The 17,740-nt window shown below is 64.8% G+C and carries 17 protein-coding genes; 10 read left to right on the forward strand and 7 right to left on the reverse strand.

Annotated elements, in window-relative coordinates:
* Window positions 1–55 precede the first annotated feature (55 nt).
* Complete coding sequence (locus NRB56_RS39295) at window positions 56–646, reverse strand: PH domain-containing protein (RefSeq protein WP_227838337.1); 591 nt, start codon at window positions 644–646, stop codon at window positions 56–58.
* Window positions 647–1,019: 373 nt separating this feature from the next.
* On the opposite strand from NRB56_RS39295, the gene NRB56_RS26005 reads away from it, so the two are divergent.
* The 5 genes from NRB56_RS26005 to NRB56_RS26025 all read left to right on the forward strand — a co-directional run bounded on the left by NRB56_RS26005 (window position 1,020) and on the right by NRB56_RS26025 (window position 7,826).
* Window positions 1,020–3,008 carry an acetolactate synthase large subunit gene (locus NRB56_RS26005; protein ID WP_319943537.1) on the forward strand — a complete coding sequence of 663 codons (1,989 nt, stop codon included), beginning with the start codon at window positions 1,020–1,022 and terminating at the stop codon, window positions 3,006–3,008.
* Window positions 3,005–3,508, forward strand: a complete 504-nt coding sequence (ilvN, locus tag NRB56_RS26010; RefSeq protein WP_153346578.1) for an acetolactate synthase small subunit — start codon at window positions 3,005–3,007, stop codon at window positions 3,506–3,508. The genes NRB56_RS26005 and ilvN overlap by 4 nt, the downstream gene beginning before the upstream one ends.
* Before the next feature lie 100 nt (window positions 3,509–3,608).
* A complete protein-coding gene (gene ilvC / locus NRB56_RS26015) occupies window positions 3,609–4,610 on the forward strand; it encodes a ketol-acid reductoisomerase (RefSeq protein WP_153346801.1) in 1,002 nt (333 codons plus the stop codon).
* 205 nt (window positions 4,611–4,815) lie between these two features.
* Window positions 4,816–6,375, forward strand: coding sequence for an McrB family protein (locus tag NRB56_RS26020; protein ID WP_153346579.1), 1,560 nt, complete (start codon window positions 4,816–4,818; stop codon window positions 6,373–6,375).
* A gap of 5 nt (window positions 6,376–6,380) precedes the next feature.
* Entirely contained in the window at window positions 6,381–7,826 is a 1,446-nt protein-coding gene (locus tag NRB56_RS26025; RefSeq protein WP_153346581.1) for a 5-methylcytosine restriction system specificity protein McrC, read from the forward strand.
* Window positions 7,827–7,921: 95 nt separating this feature from the next.
* On the opposite strand, the gene NRB56_RS26030 is transcribed toward NRB56_RS26025, so the two are convergent.
* The 3 genes from NRB56_RS26030 to NRB56_RS26045 all read right to left on the reverse strand — a co-directional run bounded on the left by NRB56_RS26030 (window position 7,922) and on the right by NRB56_RS26045 (window position 11,421).
* The gene (locus tag NRB56_RS26030) at window positions 7,922–9,403 is read right to left on the reverse strand and encodes an HNH endonuclease signature motif containing protein (protein WP_153346583.1); all 1,482 of its coding nucleotides are present in this window, start codon (window positions 9,401–9,403) and stop codon (window positions 7,922–7,924) included.
* A gap of 226 nt (window positions 9,404–9,629) precedes the next feature.
* Entirely contained in the window at window positions 9,630–10,052 is a 423-nt protein-coding gene (locus NRB56_RS26035) for a putative adhesin (RefSeq protein ID WP_153346585.1), read from the reverse strand.
* Between the two features lie 421 nt (window positions 10,053–10,473).
* Window positions 10,474–11,421: a quinone oxidoreductase family protein gene (locus NRB56_RS26045; protein ID WP_153346587.1), complete on the reverse strand. Its 948-nt coding sequence runs from the start codon at window positions 11,419–11,421 to the stop codon at window positions 10,474–10,476.
* A gap of 89 nt (window positions 11,422–11,510) precedes the next feature.
* Here NRB56_RS26045 and NRB56_RS26050 point away from each other — a divergent pair, with 89 nt between their 5' ends.
* Entirely contained in the window at window positions 11,511–11,957 is a 447-nt protein-coding gene (locus tag NRB56_RS26050; protein WP_153346589.1) for a MarR family winged helix-turn-helix transcriptional regulator, read from the forward strand.
* A 4-nt stretch (window positions 11,958–11,961) separates the two neighbouring features.
* Here NRB56_RS26050 and NRB56_RS26055 read toward each other — a convergent pair whose 3' ends face one another.
* The gene (locus NRB56_RS26055; protein ID WP_153346591.1) at window positions 11,962–12,813 is read right to left on the reverse strand and encodes a hypothetical protein; all 852 of its coding nucleotides are present in this window, start codon (window positions 12,811–12,813) and stop codon (window positions 11,962–11,964) included.
* A 308-nt stretch (window positions 12,814–13,121) separates the two neighbouring features.
* Here NRB56_RS26055 and NRB56_RS26060 point away from each other — a divergent pair, with 308 nt between their 5' ends.
* Window positions 13,122–14,384, forward strand: coding sequence for a DUF4349 domain-containing protein (locus NRB56_RS26060; RefSeq protein WP_153346593.1), 1,263 nt, complete (start codon window positions 13,122–13,124; stop codon window positions 14,382–14,384).
* 135 nt (window positions 14,385–14,519) lie between these two features.
* Window positions 14,520–15,245 carry a slipin family protein gene (locus NRB56_RS26065; protein WP_153346595.1) on the forward strand — a complete coding sequence of 242 codons (726 nt, stop codon included), beginning with the start codon at window positions 14,520–14,522 and terminating at the stop codon, window positions 15,243–15,245.
* A 6-nt stretch (window positions 15,246–15,251) separates the two neighbouring features.
* Here the strand turns inward: NRB56_RS26065 and NRB56_RS26070 are convergent, their stop codons facing one another.
* On the reverse strand, window positions 15,252–15,719 hold the full coding sequence (locus tag NRB56_RS26070) for a hypothetical protein (protein WP_153346597.1): 468 nt from the start codon (window positions 15,717–15,719) through the stop codon (window positions 15,252–15,254).
* A 140-nt stretch (window positions 15,720–15,859) separates the two neighbouring features.
* A complete protein-coding gene (locus NRB56_RS26075) occupies window positions 15,860–16,468 on the reverse strand; it encodes a DUF3558 domain-containing protein (RefSeq protein WP_153346599.1) in 609 nt (202 codons plus the stop codon).
* A gap of 247 nt (window positions 16,469–16,715) precedes the next feature.
* Between NRB56_RS26075 and NRB56_RS26080 the strand changes: the two genes are divergently transcribed.
* On the forward strand, window positions 16,716–17,033 hold the full coding sequence (locus tag NRB56_RS26080) for an ArsR/SmtB family transcription factor (RefSeq protein WP_319943538.1): 318 nt from the start codon (window positions 16,716–16,718) through the stop codon (window positions 17,031–17,033).
* Window positions 17,034–17,046: 13 nt separating this feature from the next.
* Window positions 17,047–17,733 carry an alpha/beta fold hydrolase gene (locus NRB56_RS26085; RefSeq protein WP_153346601.1) on the forward strand — a complete coding sequence of 229 codons (687 nt, stop codon included), beginning with the start codon at window positions 17,047–17,049 and terminating at the stop codon, window positions 17,731–17,733.
* Window positions 17,734–17,740: the final 7 nt, after the last annotated feature.

Below are 17,740 nucleotides of genomic sequence, written 5' to 3' on the forward strand. Positions count from 1 at the left end.
CCGGTTCCGCACCCGTCTCGGGTGTGCGAACTCACTGTGCGGCGGCGCTCCGGGATCAGTGGCTGTCGGTTCCCCCGGCGGTGCCAGGCCGTTCGCTGTCGTCGGCGGGTTCATCAGCCCGTTCGCTGTCGTCGGCCGGGACATCAGCCCGTTCGCTGTCGTCGGCGTATTCACCAGCCCGTTCGCTGTCGTCGGCGGGGACTTCGCTCCGCGCGCCGGTAGCGGTGCCGGCCGCCGCGCTGTCGCCCGCGGCAGAGCCGGATATCCCGTCGCCGTGGTCGTCCGGCTCGTCCGGCTGCGCGAACGGATCCGGAATCCGCCCCCCGGACGCCTCGACCAGATCCCGCAACCGGCCGTAGTCGACGGCGGGCAGCCCAACCTCGGAATCGTCGTCGAGATGCGCGCGCACCCACCCCCGTGTCGGAATGCGCAGCCCGCGGATCCGCTCCCACTCCACGTGCCGCGACCCGAACAGGGTGCGCAGATCCAGCCCGGAGGCCGACACCGTGGTCCGGCTGCGCTCGATCCACAGCGAGACCCCGATCGGGATCACGAACAGGATCCACAGCACCCGCGGCCATCCGAAGAACGCGAAGGCGACGCAGAACAGCAGCACGAACACCCCGAGATGACCGAGCCTGGGCATGCGGATCACCCGACCCGTATCCGGCCCGGCGGCGGACGTGTGGGACGATCGAGCAGGTGGCACGGACCGATGCGACGAGGACACACCCCCATCCTCGCATCACGGAGAACAGACCAAGGCAACCGCCCCGTCTCACATAATGGGACACGCGTGTCAAGTAATTTGACTCTTCGGCTCACCCACACATACCGTCGTGCGCGTGAATCGAAACGAGCTCCTCGTAATCGGCCGGCGCGTCCAGCGCTGAGCTAGATTCCATCCAGCTCGTAACTGCGACGCGCCACCCTCGATCAGCCTTGGCTGACGGGGGCTTTTTTGTGTTCAGGACATTTCCGTGGACTCGAGATCAACAAGCAGGTAAGGAACCACAACGGTGAGCGCACCTACCGCCCGGCCCGGGCCCGCGGCCCGCAGGCCCGCGCCCTCGGCCCAGCCGACCCCCGCGGCTGCCGCCGCATCCGGAAATCGCCGACAGGTCCCGCCGGAGCGGGTCTCCGGCGCGCAGTCGGTAGTCCGATCCCTCGAGGAGCTCGGCGTCGACACGGTCTTCGGCATTCCTGGTGGTGCGATTCTCCCCGTCTACGACCCGCTCTTCGATTCCACCCGGGTCCGCCACGTGCTGGTCCGGCACGAGCAGGGCGCCGGCCACGCCGCCACCGGCTACGCGCAGGCAACCGGCCGCGTCGGTGTGTGTATGGCCACATCCGGTCCCGGCGCGACCAATCTGGTCACCCCGATCGCCGACGCTCAGATGGATTCGGTGCCGCTGGTCGCCATCACCGGCCAGGTCGGCCGCAGCCTGATCGGCACCGATGCCTTCCAGGAGGCCGACATCTCCGGCATCACCATGCCGGTGACCAAGCACAACTTCCTGGTCAAGGACCCGCTCGACATCCCGCGGATGATCGCCGAGGCCTTCTATCTGGCCGCCACCGGCCGCCCGGGCGCGGTCCTGGTCGACATCCCCAAGGACGTCCTGCAGGCCCAGACCACCTTCACCTGGCCGCCGGAACTGCGACTGCCCGGCTACCGTCCGGTGACCAAGCCGCACGGCAAGCAGGTGCGCGAGGCCGCCCGGTTGATCCTCGACGCGAAATCGCCGGTCCTGTACGTCGGCGGTGGCGTCATCAAGGCCGAGGCCGCCCCCGAGTTGCTGGAGCTGGCCGAACTGACCGGCATCCCGGTCGTCACCACCCTGATGGCCCGCGGCGCCTTCCCCGACAGCCATACCCTCAACATGGGTATGCCCGGAATGCACGGGACCGTGGGAGCCGTTGCGGCCCTTCAGAAGTCGGACCTGCTGATCACCCTCGGCGCCCGTTTCGACGACCGCGTGACGGGCCAGCTGGATTCGTTCGCCCCGAACGCCAAGGTGATCCACGCCGACATCGACCCCGCCGAGATCGGCAAGAACCGCCACGCCGACGTCCCGATCGTGGGCGACTGCCGCGAGGTGATCAGCGAACTGATCGAAACCCTGAAGTCCGATCCGGCCGCCGCCGGCGCTGTGTCTTCGGGTCGCTCCGCAGGCTCCGCTCCCGCCCTGCTGGACCTGACCGAATGGTGGTCCTACCTCGGCGGCGTGCGCGACCGCTACCCGCTGGGCTGGACCGCCCCCAGCGACGGCTCGCTGTCCCCGGAATACGTCATCGAGAAGCTCGGCGAAATGGCCGGACCGGACGCGATCTACTGCGCCGGCGTCGGCCAGCATCAGATGTGGGCCGCCCAGTTCGTCAAGTACGAGAAGCCCCGCACCTGGCTGAATTCCGGTGGTCTCGGCACCATGGGCTACGCCGTGCCCGCCGCGATGGGCGCGAAGATGGGCGCCCCCGACCGCGAGGTGTGGGCCATCGACGGCGACGGCTGCTTCCAGATGACCAACCAGGAACTGGCCACCTGCGCCGTCGAGGGCGTCCCGATCAAGGTCGCCCTGATCAACAACGGCAACCTCGGCATGGTCCGGCAATGGCAGACCCTGTTCTACGAGCAGCGGTACTCCAACACCGATCTCGGCACCCACACCCTCCGCATCCCCGACTTCGTGAAGCTCGCGGAAGCCCTCGGCTGCCACGGCATCCGAGTCGAGAAGGAGGAGGACGTCGAGGCCGCGATCCGCGAGGCGCAGTCCATCAACGACCGTCCCGTCGTGATCGACTTCATCGTCGGCAAGGACGCCCAGGTGTGGCCGATGGTCGCCGCCGGCACCTCGAACGACGAGATCATGGCTGCCCGCGGCATCCGCCCGCTGTTCGACGACGACGAGCAGGCGTCGGAGCCGGCCGTGATCCACGAGGCGATGTCCCACGAGAAGGCCACCCTGGCCGCGCACGAACGCGCTTCGCAGAAGGGCGAGAACGAATGAGCACCACCCACACCCTGAGCGTGCTCGTGGAGGACAAGCCCGGTGTGCTCGCGCGTGTCGCGAGCCTGTTCTCCCGCCGCGGCTTCAACATCGAGTCGCTCGCGGTCGGCGCCACCGAGGTCCCCGAGATCTCCCGCATGACGATCGTCGTGACGGTCGAGGACCTGCCGCTGGAACAGGTCACCAAACAGCTCAACAAGCTGGTCAACGTGATCAAGATCGTGGAACAGGACGCCGACAACTCGGTGGCCCGCGAACTGATCCTGGTGAAGGTCCGCGCCGACGCCAGCGTCCGGACCCAGGTCATCGAGGCGGTCGGCCTGTTCCGGGCGAAGGTGATCGACGTGTCGCCGGACGCCCTCACCGTCGAGGCGACCGGAACCCGGTCCAAACTCGACGCGCTGCTGCGCATGCTGGAACCGTACGGCATCCGCGAGATCGTGCAGTCCGGCGTGGTGGCCGTGGGACGCGGCCCCAAGTCCATCACCGCAACCCGTTAGAGTTACCCGGATCGACGGCGGCACCCGCCCGCGGCGTGGGGTTCGATCCGAACAAAAGTGAAACTTGTCTAGAGAGGACGTACACAAAGTGGCAGTCGAGATGTTCTACGACGACGATGCCGACCTGTCGATCATCCAGGGCCGCAAGGTTGCCGTCATCGGCTACGGCTCCCAGGGTCACGCGCACTCGCTGAGCCTGCGCGACTCGGGTGTCGAGGTCCGCATCGGCCTCAAGGAAGGCTCGAAGTCCCGCCCGAAGGCCGAGGAAGCCGGCCTCACCGTCGACACCCCCGCGGCCGTCGCCGAATGGGCCGACGTCATCATGCTGCTGGCCCCCGACACCGCGCAGGCCGAGATCTTCCGCAACGATGTCGAGCCCAACCTGAAGGACGGCGACGCCCTGTTCTTCGGCCACGGCCTGAACATCCACTTCGGCCTGATCAAGGCGCCGGCCAACGTCACGGTCGCCATGGTCGCCCCGAAGGGCCCGGGCCACCTGGTCCGCCGCCAGTTCGTCGACGGCAAGGGCGTCCCCGCCCTGATCGCCGTCGACCAGGACCCGAAGGGCGAGGGCCAGGCCCTGGCCCTGTCCTACGCGAAGGGTATCGGCGGCACCCGCGCCGGCGTCATCAAGACCACCTTCAAGGAAGAGACCGAGACCGACCTGTTCGGCGAGCAGGCCGTATTGTGCGGCGGCACCGAGGAACTGGTGAAGACCGGTTTCGAGGTCATGGTCGAGGCCGGCTACGCCCCCGAGATGGCCTACTTCGAGGTCCTGCACGAACTGAAGCTGATCGTCGACCTCATGTACGAGGGTGGCATCGCCCGCATGAACTACTCGGTCTCCGACACCGCCGAATTCGGCGGCTACCTGTCGGGCCCGCGCGTCATCGACGCCGGCACCAAGGAGCGCATGAAGGATATCCTCCGCGACATCCAGGACGGCACCTTCGTCAAGCACCTGGTCGCCAACGTCGAGGGCGGCAACAAGGAGCTGGAGGGGTTGCGGAAGAAGAACGCGGAGCACCCGATCGAGGTCACCGGCGCCAAGCTGCGGGGGCTGATGAGCTGGGTGGACCGGCCGATCACCGAGACCGTGTAGGGGTTTCGTCGTTCCGGCATCGAACCCGGACCGACGTGCAACAAAAGACTCGCTGAGGCTACGAGCCTCGGCGAGTCTTTTATTTTGCCGATCTACATGCGTCGCTCTCAGTCGACCAGCCTGGTCCGCCTCGAGGATGGGAAGACCATCCGAGATTCCGAAAAATGAATATTCGAATCTGCTGGATGCCGTATAGGATTCTCGAATGCCAGAGGACAAGGACGCTGTACCCGTTGAGGATCTTGCGACAACCGACCTACATGTGGGGCAGCTGTACGGCAGTATTACTCCAGGTCGTAGTGTCGACCCTCTGAGTCGGATGCTGCGCGTCGGTGTTCAAGGAGGGATCCGAGGACGAGGACAACTTTCGAGAGGTATCGCCAGGTTGGTTGCGTTGTACTCCACACGCAATGAACCCGACTGGCCGGATTTTTTGGATGAGCGGACCGGAACTCTGACATATTTCGGCGATAATCGTGATCCTGCGCGTGATCTGCTGGATACCAATCTCTACGGGAATCTTATTTTCAAAAATTCCTTCGCAGCAGCTGCCGGTAATGTTTCGGACCGTGCTGGAGTTCCCCCGTTCTTTTATTTCGAACGAGTCAGCGACAAAGGGCCGATTGTGAGATTCAGGGGCCTCGCTGTGCCCGGGGCACCCAATGGACCCGAGCTAGGGGATCTCGTTGAGATTGTGATCGAGGGGAAAAGGGGGATCGTACGAAATTATCGAGCGAGATTCACGATTTTGGACACACCGCACGTATCTAGGCAATGGATCGATGCTTTGATCGCCGGCAAATCGACACTGTCGGACGGTTGCCCGGCGGCCTGGCGTAAATGGGTCGAGAACTCCGAAATTGCGTCCGAGGAAATAGCGTCCAAAAGCAGGGACAAGTGGGGATCTGCGATGCAATGGCATGAATCGATCGATCTGGACAAAGCCGAAGACTCGCGGCTCGTGACGATTGTTTCGCTGCTTCGGCGCTACGGCGGCCTGATTCTTACGGGGCCGACAGGCTCTGGAAAGTCATGGTTCGCGTCTCAGGCCGCCGATTTTCTGACAGACAACGATCGATCGCGTCAAGCCTATGTTCAGTTTCATCCTTCCTATCAGTTCGAAGACTTTATGGAAGGCTATCGCCCGTCGCTCGAAAAGGGTGGATTCGGATACCGGCCGGGGTTGTTCAAGCAGATCGCTACAGAAGCGCGGAAGTATCCGTCCCAAGCGTATGTGATGGTTATCGACGAGATCAACCGAGCAGATACTGCCAGGGTTTTTGGAGAGGCCTTCACATATATCGACCGCGCAAAACGCGGTCTCACCTTCCTGCTTCCGTCTGGTGACGAGTTTTCTGTACCCTCGAATATGTTGCTGATCGCCACGATGAATCCGGTCGATCTGGGCGCCGAGATGCTCGATATTGCATTCGATCGTCGTTTTGCCCAGATGAAGATCGGATATGATCGCGAAGCGCTCGAAAGGAAACTGTCCTCCGGAATTCTTGCTGATTCGGTCGTACGCGATGTGGTCCGATGGGTCTCCAGAGTCAATGAAATGGCGAGAGACGTACCCGAGGCAGAAATCGGGCATGGATTCTTCTTTCATGTCGAGGATCTGGAATCTTTGCAAGAACTTTGGGACTACCAACTCGAACATCACATCAGGCGCGTATTTAAATTCGATCCGGAACATCGAGAAGAAGCTGAGAGTCGATGGCGTCGAATTTTTAGGTCGTCTGGTTCAGAAGAATCCGGAAGCTGACGGCCATGACCTACGTGGGCGGTCGGGCGGTACCTTCGAAAAATCTAATACCCGCTGTTGAGTATGGATATCCAGAAGTGGCAGTGGAAGACTTTATAGACCCCATTGGTAATTTGCAACTTCTACCGGAGGCAGCAAAGAGATATGTCAAGGTAGATTTTAAAGACAACACTCTACGCTTGCAGCCACAAGCTTTCGTGGGTATCTACCCTGTAACACATGATCGTTACCTGAAGGTGGAGCCCAGATTTCCTATAGCCAATCTTACTCATATGGTAACGGTCACCGGAGGGTCGAAGATCGCTTTAGATATTTTGCGTGAATATCCGGCGTCGGACAAAAGTGAAGTATGGATGCGTGAGGTGATGATCGACGCACTTCTGGCTGCAATTGATCCTATCCGACAAAAGGGGCTAATTCGTGCATACGAAAGAAAGGATGCCGAGTCGTCTTTTCCGCACGGGCGAATCGATATCGGCGCGACACTCTCTCGGCACGTCGCTCGAGGTTCTGGTCATGTAGCGCAATTTAGTTGGTATGAACGGTCGATCGATAATCTCCCAAACAAAGTCATCAAGAGCGCGCTTGTTCAACTCGGTAAGTTTCAGTCCGGCTCGATTGCAACAAAAAAGAAACAGGGCGCGGGCCGCACTCCGGACGAGCGCAGAAGGTCGGCGCGGCTTACGAATGCGATACATCTCTTCCAGGGTGTAACGATTCCGAAACGTAGTACAGTCCAATTTAGGGAACTCGCCAGAACTGCCCATATCCGCATTCCCGAATCTCGAACCTATTATCGAGAAGCTCTTGATCTATCTGTCGCAGTACTGGACGAGCTAGGGTTCGATCTGGCAGATCTGCCGGACCGGGAAAATCTCAGAATCCCGTCGATCGTCATAGAGATGGAGAAACTGTTCGAGCAGTTCGTTCGAGTAAGTCTGGCCACGATATTCGCCAGCCGGATTCGCGAAGGCCCTACACCAGCTCGCAATCGAATCTCGATCCTGGACGGGAATTCTCGTAGTGTAAGCATGTCACTTTATTCCGATAGTGCAAACTGGATGGATGTGCTGGAGAAGCCGTATCGAATGGTTACTACGACTGAGAAAAAGCCTAAAACGACACCGGATATCGTCGTCGGACTGCCGGATGGATGGAAACCCATAGTTGCTGACATGAAATATAAGCCAGTAACCGAATATATCTCGCGGTCCGATTTGGAGCAAGTCATTGTATACGCCACAAAATATGTCAGCCCAGTCGCTATGACAATCAGGCCTGCATCACATATCGACCACGCCGGATTGTACTTACTCGGAACTGTCGGCGAGATTCTGGTGGCCGATTACCGGATCGATCTGGGTGCTGATAATCTCAATGTGGAGATGGGGAAACTGGCCGACGCTTTCGAAAACCTCGTCGCTGCTGCTCTGGCAATCGATGCAAAATAGTATGAGTGCTCGATTTCAGGTCGAGTGATAGCACACAAATTGTGGGCACGCCCCACTGCCCGGCCCGTCGGGGACGGGGCGGTGAGCGAGGCCGTTCAGACGTGTTTTCGGGAGGCCGGTTCGCTGGTAGGCGCAAAGTATTCACCAGGGTGGTGGTACCTATTGACCCGCGGACGCCGGGCCGGATCGATGTGGACCGGCGGGATCCATTGTGTGCGACCGGCATTCGGTTGCCCGGGCGCGACGGGGTCGGCTTGCCATGTGGTTGAGTCGGTGCCCGCCTGTTGGTGGTGGGGTTCGCACACGAAGGTCAACTGGTCGGCATCGGTCGTGCCACCAGCCGCCCACTCGGTCCGATGGTGTACCTGGCAGAGGAACCCGGGTTTGGTGCAGCCGGGGAAGGTGCAGCCGATGTCGCGGGCGTGCAACACTATTCGCTGGTCGGCGGTGGCGATGCGCTTGCTACGGCCGAGGTAGAGGGGGCGGCCGTCGTGGTGGTCGAACAGGGCGAGGTAGTGGTGCGCGTGTGATGCCAGGCGTAAGGCGTCGCCGATGGAGATCAGCGCGCCGCCGCCGGTGATTACCGGCGGACCGGAGACTGTGCCTGTTCCGCGACCGGTGTCGATCCGGGCTCCGGGCGCGACCTGGGCGACGGCGTCCTCCAGCTCTTGCAGGCTCATCGACACGATCACCGTTGTCGGTAAACCGCGATGCTGACCGAGCTCGCCGGAGGCGACGCAGTTTCGCAAGGCTGCTTTGACCGCGTCGTGCTGACGCTGCCCGGCGCTACGCGAATCTCGTTGTACCGCAGCCTCATCCGGTTCATCGTTGGCGACCGGGGTCGCGTCGTCGGGGTTCAGGACGCCGGGCTTGGCCCACTTGGCGAAGATCGCCTCGAGCAGGGCGCGGGTTTCCGGGTCGACGACCATCGTGCACTTGGTCATCAGGTCCGGGCCCTGGCGGCCCATTGTGAAGGTTCGTCGGCGCGCTCGATCCGAATCCGTGAACGTGCCGTCCGGGTTCACTATCGTATCGAGCTGATCGGTGACCTTGCGCAGATAGTCGGGCCGCATCTCTCGAGCGAGGCCCGCCAGCATGGCTTCGGCTTCTGCGCGTTCCGTGGCATCGACCACCGCCGGTAATCGGCGCATCGCATCCCGGATGATGGTGACGTGCGCTGGGGCCAGTGCACCTTCGCGGTAGGCGGTGGCGGTCTCCGGCAGCAGCGGCTGAAGGCTCTCGCCGGTCATTCCGATGCGGGGCGCCAGATCTTCGGCGGCTCGCCAGCGGGCTCGGGCTTCGGCGGGGGTGATACGCAGTGTGTCGGCGAGGGTGTCCACCAGGTTGTTGGCCGGGAACTCCGCATTCGACCACTGCTCGCGCATCTGCGCGGTCCACTCCAGGCTGGCGGCGGGGAGCATCCGTACTACTGCCTCCACCCGTCGGATCAGAGTCAGGCGGTCCCGGTTTGACCACAGCCCGGTCGTGAGGGTCGATACCTGGGCGGCGGCGTCCTCCAAGGCGCGGATGTTGGCTTCCGCGGCGGGGTCGGCGACAGCTTCCAGGCTCGAACACATGAGCTAATTCTATGGGATCGCGAATCGGACACGCTAGCGAAAAGATCGCTCTACCAGTGCTTTCGGCGTGTCGAATCGAAACCGTTTGCGACTGCCGATGATGGGTCGCGGTGATCGGGATGAGTGGGCACCTCGGTTCGACAGTGGGGTGTCGGGCGGAAGGGTGGTCGATCGAACCGCATCGATGCGGCGCGGCGGGGTACGGCCCCGCCGCGCCGATCTGCCGTCAGGCCAGGCAGAACAGGCAGTGGACCACCGCCGGCTGATTGAGGGCCGCCGCGTCCTTGGCGATGGTGATCAGCGCTCCGGTCAGCGTGAGCAGCTTGTTCCTTCCGATGACCTCGAGGATCCGATTCTGTTCGGCGTGCACGATTCCCGACTTGAAGTCGCCGTTCCAGTCGGCGGTCAGCGACAATTCGGGTGCCTTCTGAACCGGTCCGTTCCAGAGCGCCTTGGCGGGATATTTCTGGATGATCGCGTTGGCGTTCAGATGATTCGGGTTGACGATCGCGCTCTGCAGGAGGAACCCTTCCTGGTTCGACAGGCATTTCCCGAAGGGCGTGTAGAAATTGACGCTGACATTGGCCGGCACGATCGTCTCGCGATCGAAATTCGCCTCGCCGTGCGAAGAGATGATGTAGGTGGCCATGGTGGCCCTCCGTCCGGACTCTCTGGTCTCCTTGAAACTGTTCGCGGAAGGTGATCGCGAACTCCCCGAGCGATATCAGTATCGCTCGGGAGTCGCTGTGCGGGTGCTATTTTCGCAGATCGCGGGTCGAATGCTACCGACCTCTCGGTTATCGTCGGAATCGGTCGCGACCCGTTGGTTCAGGATGGGTTGTTCGTCCGTTTCGGTAAGGCGAGTGTAGTCGTGGAAGGACTTCCGGCATTCGATAATCCGAAACCCGTGCAACGGCCGTATCCGTCGATTCTCATCGGTGGGCGGGCGAAGGCGACGCTTCGGGTCGTCGCCGAGCATGCAGATATCTGGAACATTTCCGATGACGATATCGACGACGTCGACGAGCAAAGTGCGCGCGGTGCGGGTCCCCCGGATCACCGAGCGGGACTCATCCGATGCGGACGATGCTCTTACCCTGTGTCACACCGTCGGCCAGATTCGCGATCGCGGTTTCCACGTCGGCGAGGGTGTATTCGGCGGTGATGTCGATGCGCACCGATCCGTCGGCGACCAGTGCCATGGCGCGCGCCGCGCTCTCCGCGAGTCGCTGCGGGTGGGTCTGCGCGGCCAGGTTGCTGTTGTAGGTCAGCAGTGATTTACCCTGTGCCAGTAGATCGTTGACGGACACCTGCACCGGGTCGAACGTGGCAATGTTGCCGTAGACCGCGATTCGGCCGTGGGGAGCCAGGCGGTCCAGGTTCGCGAGGCGGGTCGGTCCGCCGATCGGGTCGAGGATCACGTCGAAGGTGTCCGCGCGCAACGCATCCGGGAACTGTTCCCGGGTCAGCACCTCGTGGTACCCGAATCGGCGCGCGTAGTCGAGTTGGCCGCTGTTGCCGACGATCCCGACGATTCGTGCCGCGCCCGCGGCGGCCGCGAACTGTCCGGCCGATGATCCGACGCCGCCGGCGGCGGCGTGGATGAGCACGCGGTCGCCGGGGTGGACGGCGGTGACCGTCGTGATCAGGTCGTAGGCGGTCGGTGTCACCCAGCCGAATCCCGCTGCGGTGCGCGGGTTCACGCCGGCGGCGCGGATCGCCAGCGCGGCGGGTGCGGTCACGATCTCCGCGTAGGCGCCGCCGCCGACCAGGGCGACGACCTGTTCGCCGATCCGGTTCCCGGCAACGTCCGCGCCCACCGCGACGATCTCGCCGGCGGCCTCGAAGCCGGGCACGAACGGGCGGGGGATCGGGAAGTGGCCGGCGCGTACCAGTACGTCGCCGTACTGCACTCCGGCGTAGGCGACGCGGATCGCCACCTCGCCGGGACCGGGTTCGGGCTCGGCGATCTCCGAGATCCGGAATGTGTCGTCGGTGTCCAGCACAGCAGCCTTCATCACATACAACTTTCTGGGTTGACTCAGTATCCTGATAATCAGGAACCTAACCAGTCTCAGATGGTTGAGTCAACTCAGGGAGTTGTTACATGGTCGACGTGCCTGTCGAGGAATACGTCTGCACCCGCATCCGCCGCGCCGAGCAGGCGCTGATGGGGCATCACGAGGCGGTCCTGCGCGGTTACGGGCTGACCATGACCCAATACACGGTGCTGCTGACGCTCTCCCGCGAGGACGCCATGTCCGGCGCTCAGCTGGCGCGCGCGACCGGCGTCACCCAGCAGAGCATGGCGACCGTGCTGACCGGGATGCAGAACAAGGGACTGGTCGACCGCACGCCTTCGCCGGTGCACGCCAAGGTCCTCATCACCGCGCTCACCCCGGCGGGTCGCGAGCTGCTCGATCGGGCGTATCGCGAGGTCATCGTGCTCGAACGGGCTCTCACCGAGCGATTCACCCCGGAGGAGCACGAGCGGTTCTGCGAATTCCTCGACCGGGCGACGGCCATCCTCGCCGAGCAGACGCCCACCGGCTGACCGGTCAGGTGGCCTCGAACAATCTGACCGCCTCGTCGCGGGGGAGGCCGCTCGTGCCGACGGATACGTCGATGTCCGGATACTGCCTTCGCACGGCATCGGCGACCGCCTCGAGGCGTTCGGCGATGAGTGCGGGATCGTGCAGCTGGGCTTGGGTCAGGCCCTCGAAGCCGGGGAATCCGTCGGCCACCATGGTCAATTGGGGGTTGTCGACGATGTCGCGGTAGAGGACGAAACGCGCGCTGGTCACGGCGGACGTGTCGATGCGGCCGGTGGTCGTCAGCACGCGGTCGCTGACGCCCTCGACGAGGGTTCTCGCCGAATGTTCCTCTGCGGCCATCCATTCCGCGGTGACTCGGCTCTTGTCGATGCCCAGCACCATTCCGGCGGGATGGAACCGCGGCAGGCCGTCGCGGACGTCGGTCCAGCTCGTGATCGTGCCGTAGACGTCGGCGATCTCGGTGCTGTCGGTCAGATAGACCACGCCTTCGGCGGTGCTGTGCGCCGCGGTGCGGATGTATCCGGCTTCGCCGGCGGGGACGTCCGAGCGAAACGCGCGGGGGAAAATCTGCTCGCACTGCCAGAGGCGGGCGCCGTTGTAGAGCGCTTCCGGATCCGGTCTCGGGGTCGCGGTGAGCGGGGCGGAGCGGGCTGTGGCCAACCGCTCGGCCGCGTTCTCGATTGCGGCGGTGTCCCGTTCGGCGTCGCGGGCACCCCGGACCATGCGGCCGACGATGCGCTGGACTCGGTCGTAACCGGTGGCCAGGTTGTCACCGGCGGCCGAAAGGTCCTCTGCCAGACGGCCGGCGATGTGCTCGATCGCGCGGGCGATCGAACGGCCTATCGGGTCCGGCATCGGGATACGCTGTGCCGGGGCTTCTCTCGAATTTCGACTGCCTTTCTGCGGGCGGGCGCTTCGATGGTGCCACGGATCGGCTGGGCGGCAGGGTTTTCCGCGGAAGGCGACTGCCCGATTCCGGGATCTCGGCCGCGGGGACGGATTCGCTTCCGGCCGCGAGGATTCGAGCAGTCGTGCCGCGCATCCGGTCCTCGGCTGTCTCCGTGGCGGGGCGTTCCGGCAATCGGCCGGCATAGGGCGCATCCACCGGGTCGGCGTGGCGAAGACGGCCTCTACGCATTCCTCGCGCACAGTACGCTGCGTGCATGAGGATGCTCGCTGTGCTGCTGGCAGGCTTGCTGGGGGTGGGACTGCTCGCGGGTTGTGGGGGATCCACACACTCCGGTGATTCCGCGCGTTCCTACAGTGTCGGGCCGGGACCCGGTGCGCCGCCGGTGATGCGGGAGCAGGGGCCCGCGGCGCCGGCGCCCGCACAGGGCGACGGCGCCACCGAGAAGGTGACCGACCGCAAGGAGGTCGTGACCGGCAATGTCGCCATCACCACCGCGGACCCGATCGGCGCGGCCGCGAAGGTCGCGGACCAGGTGCGCGCTGCCGACGGCCGGATCGACAGCCGCGCCGAACAACCGGGGATCGGCGGGACGAAAGCCCATGCGGAACTGACGGTTCGGATACCGTCCGACAAGACGGACTCGTTCCTCGCGGGGCTGAAGGCGGACGGGCGGGTCACGAGCGTGACCACCAACCGCGAGGACGTCACCATGCAGTGGCAGGATCTCGACGCGCGGATCAAGGCGTTGCAGGCGTCGGTGGACCGGTTGCGGGCGCTGGTCACGAGCGCGGCCAACATCTCGGATCTCATTGCCGCCGAGAACGCATTATCCTCGCGGCAGGGCGATCTGGACAGTCTCACCGCGCGTAAGCGAAATTTGGACGAGCAGATATCGTTGTCCACCTTGACCATTGACTTGAGTACCGACGAGCCGCCGTGGTCGCAGCCGGACAATTACTGGGATCGCGTGGTCGCGGGCTGGCATTCGCTGCTGGCAGCATTGAAGGCGACCGGGAACGCGTTGCCGTGGGTGGTCTTCCTGCTGGTACTCGGCACAATCGTCTGGAGCGTGCGGCGACTGCTGCGGCGGCGAAGTGGCGCGAAGGGTGATCGGGCAGTTGCCGCGCCGAGTACTGCCGGCGCGAACGCTCCCGAATCGGTTTCCGACGGAACAACTTCCGTTCGTGAGGCGGCGAAAGCTACCCAACCCGGCGAAGCTACCCAACCCGGTGAAGCTGCGCAGTCGCGGCGGCTGGCTGCGTCCGGAGAGTCCGTCGCGTCTGCCGGCCCCGGCGTGCCTGCCGAGTCCGCTGAGGCGGCGAAGGCCACCGACCCCACGACGTCCGCTGAAACCAGGACGTCCGCTGAAACCGCGAAGTTCGCTGGGCCCGCCACACCTGCGCAGTCCGCCGAGTCCGCGGAGCCGGGTAAGGCCCCCGGCTCGGCCGGGTCCACGAAGCCTGCCGAGGCCACCGGGAAAGCACCTGCGCCGGAGCCGGATTCCGCCCCGGAGTGACCCGTCCCCGTAGCTGCCGAGCGGTCGGCACGAATTCGGGTCGCGGCTGGTGAAACCGCCGATTACGCTGTGCCGCGGCACGGCCCGGCCGGGCCGCGAGTGCCGTTTCGGGATGCGGAAAGAGGGCGGCCAGAGATGACGAACGACATCGTCGCGATCGTGCGGCAATACGAGAAAGGTGTCGTATTCCGGCTCGGGAAGGTCCAATCGGTGCGGGAGCCGGGGCTGCGGTTCATGTTCCCGCTCGTCGATCGCATGCAGAAGGTGAGCATGCGGACGGTGACGATGCCGATCGCGTCGCAGCAGGTGATCACCCGGGACAACGTGTCGATCGCGCTCGCCGCGGTGGCCTACTACCGTTGTGTCGACGCCGCGCTGTCGCTGGTGGCGATCGAGGATGTGCGGCAGGCCATCGATCAGATCGCGCAGACCACCGTGCGGAACGTGATCGGCCGCACGACGCTCGATCATGTGCTGTCCGAGACCGAGCAGCTCAACGAGCGGATCAAGGAGATCCTCGACGCCACGACCGAGAAGTGGGGCGTGCTCGTGGAAATGGTGGAGCTCAAGGACATCGAGCTGCCGGAGTCGCTGAAGCGGGCGATGGCCCGGGAGGCCGAGGCGGAGCGGGAGAAGCGGGCGAAGATCATCGCCGCCGAGGGGGAGGCCCTGTCGGTGGCGAAACTCGCGGAGGCGGCGGATGTGATCGCCGCGCATCCGATCGCGTTGCAGCTGCGGAATCTGCAAGTGCTGTCGGAGATCTCGGTCGAGCACAACTCCACCATCGTGTTCCCCGCGCAGTTCCTCGACAGCGTCCGGGCGATCGGCGGTTTCGTGCGCAGCGAGGTCGGGGCGGGCTGATCCCGGTCAGGCCACCGGCCGGATTTCGAGTGCCCCGCCGGCCAGGACCCGGGCCAGCGCCTGCCACCGGCGATGCCGCCAGCGGAACATGAGGTGCACGAACACCCGGGTGCCGAAACCGCGGACACCGTCGTCGATCTCGACCTCGTCGGTGTAGCGGCAACTGGTGGCGGTGAGGGGTTCGAAGGTCAGACGATGGTTCCAGGTGTGGACCGGACCACCTCGTTCCTCGGTGCGAATCTCGGTGGGGGACAACTCGATCAGCCGGAGATGGTGCCGCCACGAGGGGACGGCGCCGAACCACCACAGCCGCGCGGAGTGCTCGGCGCCCGGTTCGAGGTGTTGCGGGAAGCGGAGATTCGGCGTCGTGAGGAACGGGTGGACCACGTATTCGAACAGTTCGGGGGTGCGGGCGAGGGCGCACGCGGTGGTGGCGGGCAGCGGGAGAATCGTAGTTAGGGTTACCTTACTCATGGGGGTATGGTCGCCCGCGGCGGGTCCGGATGGCAAGGGCTGTGGTCACATCCGCATTCGCGCATCGGTCGGCTCGGCCGGAACCCGAGCCGATCCGGGTGGCCGCGGAGGTCGTCGGCCGGGTGTGGCGGAATCCGTTGTCACTTGGGCAGATCGGGCTCCAGTGCGGTGGCGTACTTGACCGCGGTCTTGCAGGGCGGCAGGTCGCCGGCACCGGCCTTGACGTCGGCCCGCCACACCACCAGCACCTCGAACATGCCCTGGGCGGCCGGCATGGCGGCGTAGCAGCGCAGGTGATCAGGGTCGATGGCGACGGCGGTGAAGCCGGAGCGGGGGCCGATCTTCACGTCCTTGTAGTCGGTGACGGTGGCGTTCTCGCGGCCCTGCGCGAGCGTGCGGGTGGTGGACAGCACCGACACCACGTACTTGTCGGAATCCGTCGGCTTCCAGTGACATACCAGCCAGACGTCGCTCTGGGTGTCGTCGACGCCCTTGGTCTTCGGATCCAGGCCGGCCTTGCGCAGCGTCTTGTCGCCGAGGTCCGAGCATGGATCGAACAGGCGGCCGCCGCTGAAGGTGGTGGAGGGCGCGGCGCCGGTCTTCGTGTCCGTGGCGCCGGCGGTCCCGGCGATCGCCGAGGTGGTGGAGGCACCGCCGTCGCCGCCGCCGGAGGAGCAGGCGCCGGCCGTTGCCGCGGCGACGATCGCGAGCAGTACCCGAGGTCCCGGTGAGGCGGCGAGCGGCGGCATTGATGACTCCTGTCCGAAGGGCAAATAGTCAGCAAACAGACTAACCGCTGTTTCGGCGCTCAATGAGTAGCCGATACGGGATTACCGCTACTTCAGTGCCGGGGCGATCTCGTCGTGATCGGGCCGGGCGCCGTCGAGACCGCGCCGGCAACTGCGCGCCGCGCAGGTCCGCGGACCGATCGCCTGGGTGCGGGCACACTCAGTGCCTCGATTAGATGATTGGCTAATAATCGAATATTCTGACCTGGTGCGCGGCCTGGACCATCCACCGATCGGTGGTATCGACCTGGTCACGGTGCTGGACGCATTGGCCGATCCGGTGCGGCTCGGGATCGTGGCGCTGCTGGCCGACGGGGACGAGCGGCCCTGCGTCTCGTTCGAATTCGGCATCACCGCGGCGAGTATGTCGCACCACTTCCGCGTGCTGCGGGTGGCCGGGCTCACCAGGACTCGGCAGGACGGCCGGCACCGCTGGATCACGCTGCGCCGCAACGAACTCGACGCCCGATTCCCGGGGCTGCTGGCGCCGCTGCTGGCCGCCGCATGGGCGGATCACGGAACCTGAACCAGGAGAACCGATGTCGGACCTGAACATGCGCGAATGGGGTGACGGCGACCGGACCGCCGTGCTGATCCACGGGCTGACCGCGGAATCGACCAGCTGGTGGCGGGCCGGTCCCGCCCTGGCCGATCGCGGCTACCACGTCTACGCGCCGGATCTACCCGGTCACGGCGCCAGCCCCCGGGCGTCCGGCTACCGGCTGGACGCGGTCGCCGACGCGGTGGCGGCGGCGATCCCGGCGGAACCCGATCTGGCGCTGGGGCATTCGCTGGGCGGGCTCGTCCTCGCCACGATCGTCGACCGGGTGCGGCCCGCGCGCGTGGTGTACGAGGATCCGGCCTGGCTCCCGGGCCACCAGGCGATAGTGAAAGCCTTTCGTGCGCAAAAGGACTGGACTCTCGACGAGGTGCGGGCGGCGAATCCGCGCTGGGCGCCGGAGGTCTGGCAGCTGAAACTGGACGCGCTGTCGCACTGGGACACCGCGACTCTGGATGTGGTGGACGGCTTCCCGGGCTACGACCCCGCGCCACCGCGAACCCCGGCGCTGCTGTTGCTGGCCGATCCCAGCCTCACCGTCCCGCCGGACCGGGCGGCCGAATTGGCAACGCGCGGTTTCGAAGTCCGTACCGTCGCCGACACCGGCCACGTCATCCACAACGACGATTTCGACGGATTTCTGGCCGGACTCGACGGCTGGTTGTGACGGCCGG

The organism is Nocardia aurantia (genome assembly GCF_009604425.1).
Lineage (GTDB): Bacteria > Actinomycetota > Actinomycetes > Mycobacteriales > Mycobacteriaceae > Nocardia > Nocardia aurantia.

Bases quoted from the DNA above. Each gene is read 5' to 3' on its own strand.
- NRB56_RS26035 (WP_153346585.1), bottom strand. From the start codon at position 10,052: ATGGCCACCTACATCATCTCTTCGCACGGCGAGGCGAATTTCGATCGC.
- NRB56_RS26085 (WP_153346601.1), top strand. From the start codon at position 17,047: ATGTCGGACCTGAACATGCGCGAATGGGGTGACGGCGACCGGACCGCC.
- NRB56_RS26045 (WP_153346587.1), bottom strand. From the start codon at position 11,421: ATGAAGGCTGCTGTGCTGGACACCGACGACACATTCCGGATCTCGGAG.
- NRB56_RS26025 (WP_153346581.1), top strand. From the start codon at position 6,381: ATGACCTACGTGGGCGGTCGGGCGGTACCTTCGAAAAATCTAATACCC.
- NRB56_RS39295 (WP_227838337.1), bottom strand. From the start codon at position 646: ATGCCCAGGCTCGGTCATCTCGGGGTGTTCGTGCTGCTGTTCTGCGTC.
- ilvN (WP_153346578.1), top strand. From the start codon at position 3,005: ATGAGCACCACCCACACCCTGAGCGTGCTCGTGGAGGACAAGCCCGGT.
- NRB56_RS26020 (WP_153346579.1), top strand. From the start codon at position 4,816: ATGCCAGAGGACAAGGACGCTGTACCCGTTGAGGATCTTGCGACAACC.
- NRB56_RS26075 (WP_153346599.1), bottom strand. From the start codon at position 16,468: ATGCCGCCGCTCGCCGCCTCACCGGGACCTCGGGTACTGCTCGCGATC.
- ilvC (WP_153346801.1), top strand. From the start codon at position 3,609: ATGTTCTACGACGACGATGCCGACCTGTCGATCATCCAGGGCCGCAAG.
- NRB56_RS26060 (WP_153346593.1), top strand. From the start codon at position 13,122: ATGAGGATGCTCGCTGTGCTGCTGGCAGGCTTGCTGGGGGTGGGACTG.
- NRB56_RS26065 (WP_153346595.1), top strand. From the start codon at position 14,520: ATGACGAACGACATCGTCGCGATCGTGCGGCAATACGAGAAAGGTGTC.
- NRB56_RS26050 (WP_153346589.1), top strand. From the start codon at position 11,511: ATGGTCGACGTGCCTGTCGAGGAATACGTCTGCACCCGCATCCGCCGC.
- NRB56_RS26055 (WP_153346591.1), bottom strand. From the start codon at position 12,813: ATGCCGGACCCGATAGGCCGTTCGATCGCCCGCGCGATCGAGCACATC.
- NRB56_RS26030 (WP_153346583.1), bottom strand. From the start codon at position 9,403: ATGTGTTCGAGCCTGGAAGCTGTCGCCGACCCCGCCGCGGAAGCCAAC.
- NRB56_RS26070 (WP_153346597.1), bottom strand. From the start codon at position 15,719: ATGAGTAAGGTAACCCTAACTACGATTCTCCCGCTGCCCGCCACCACC.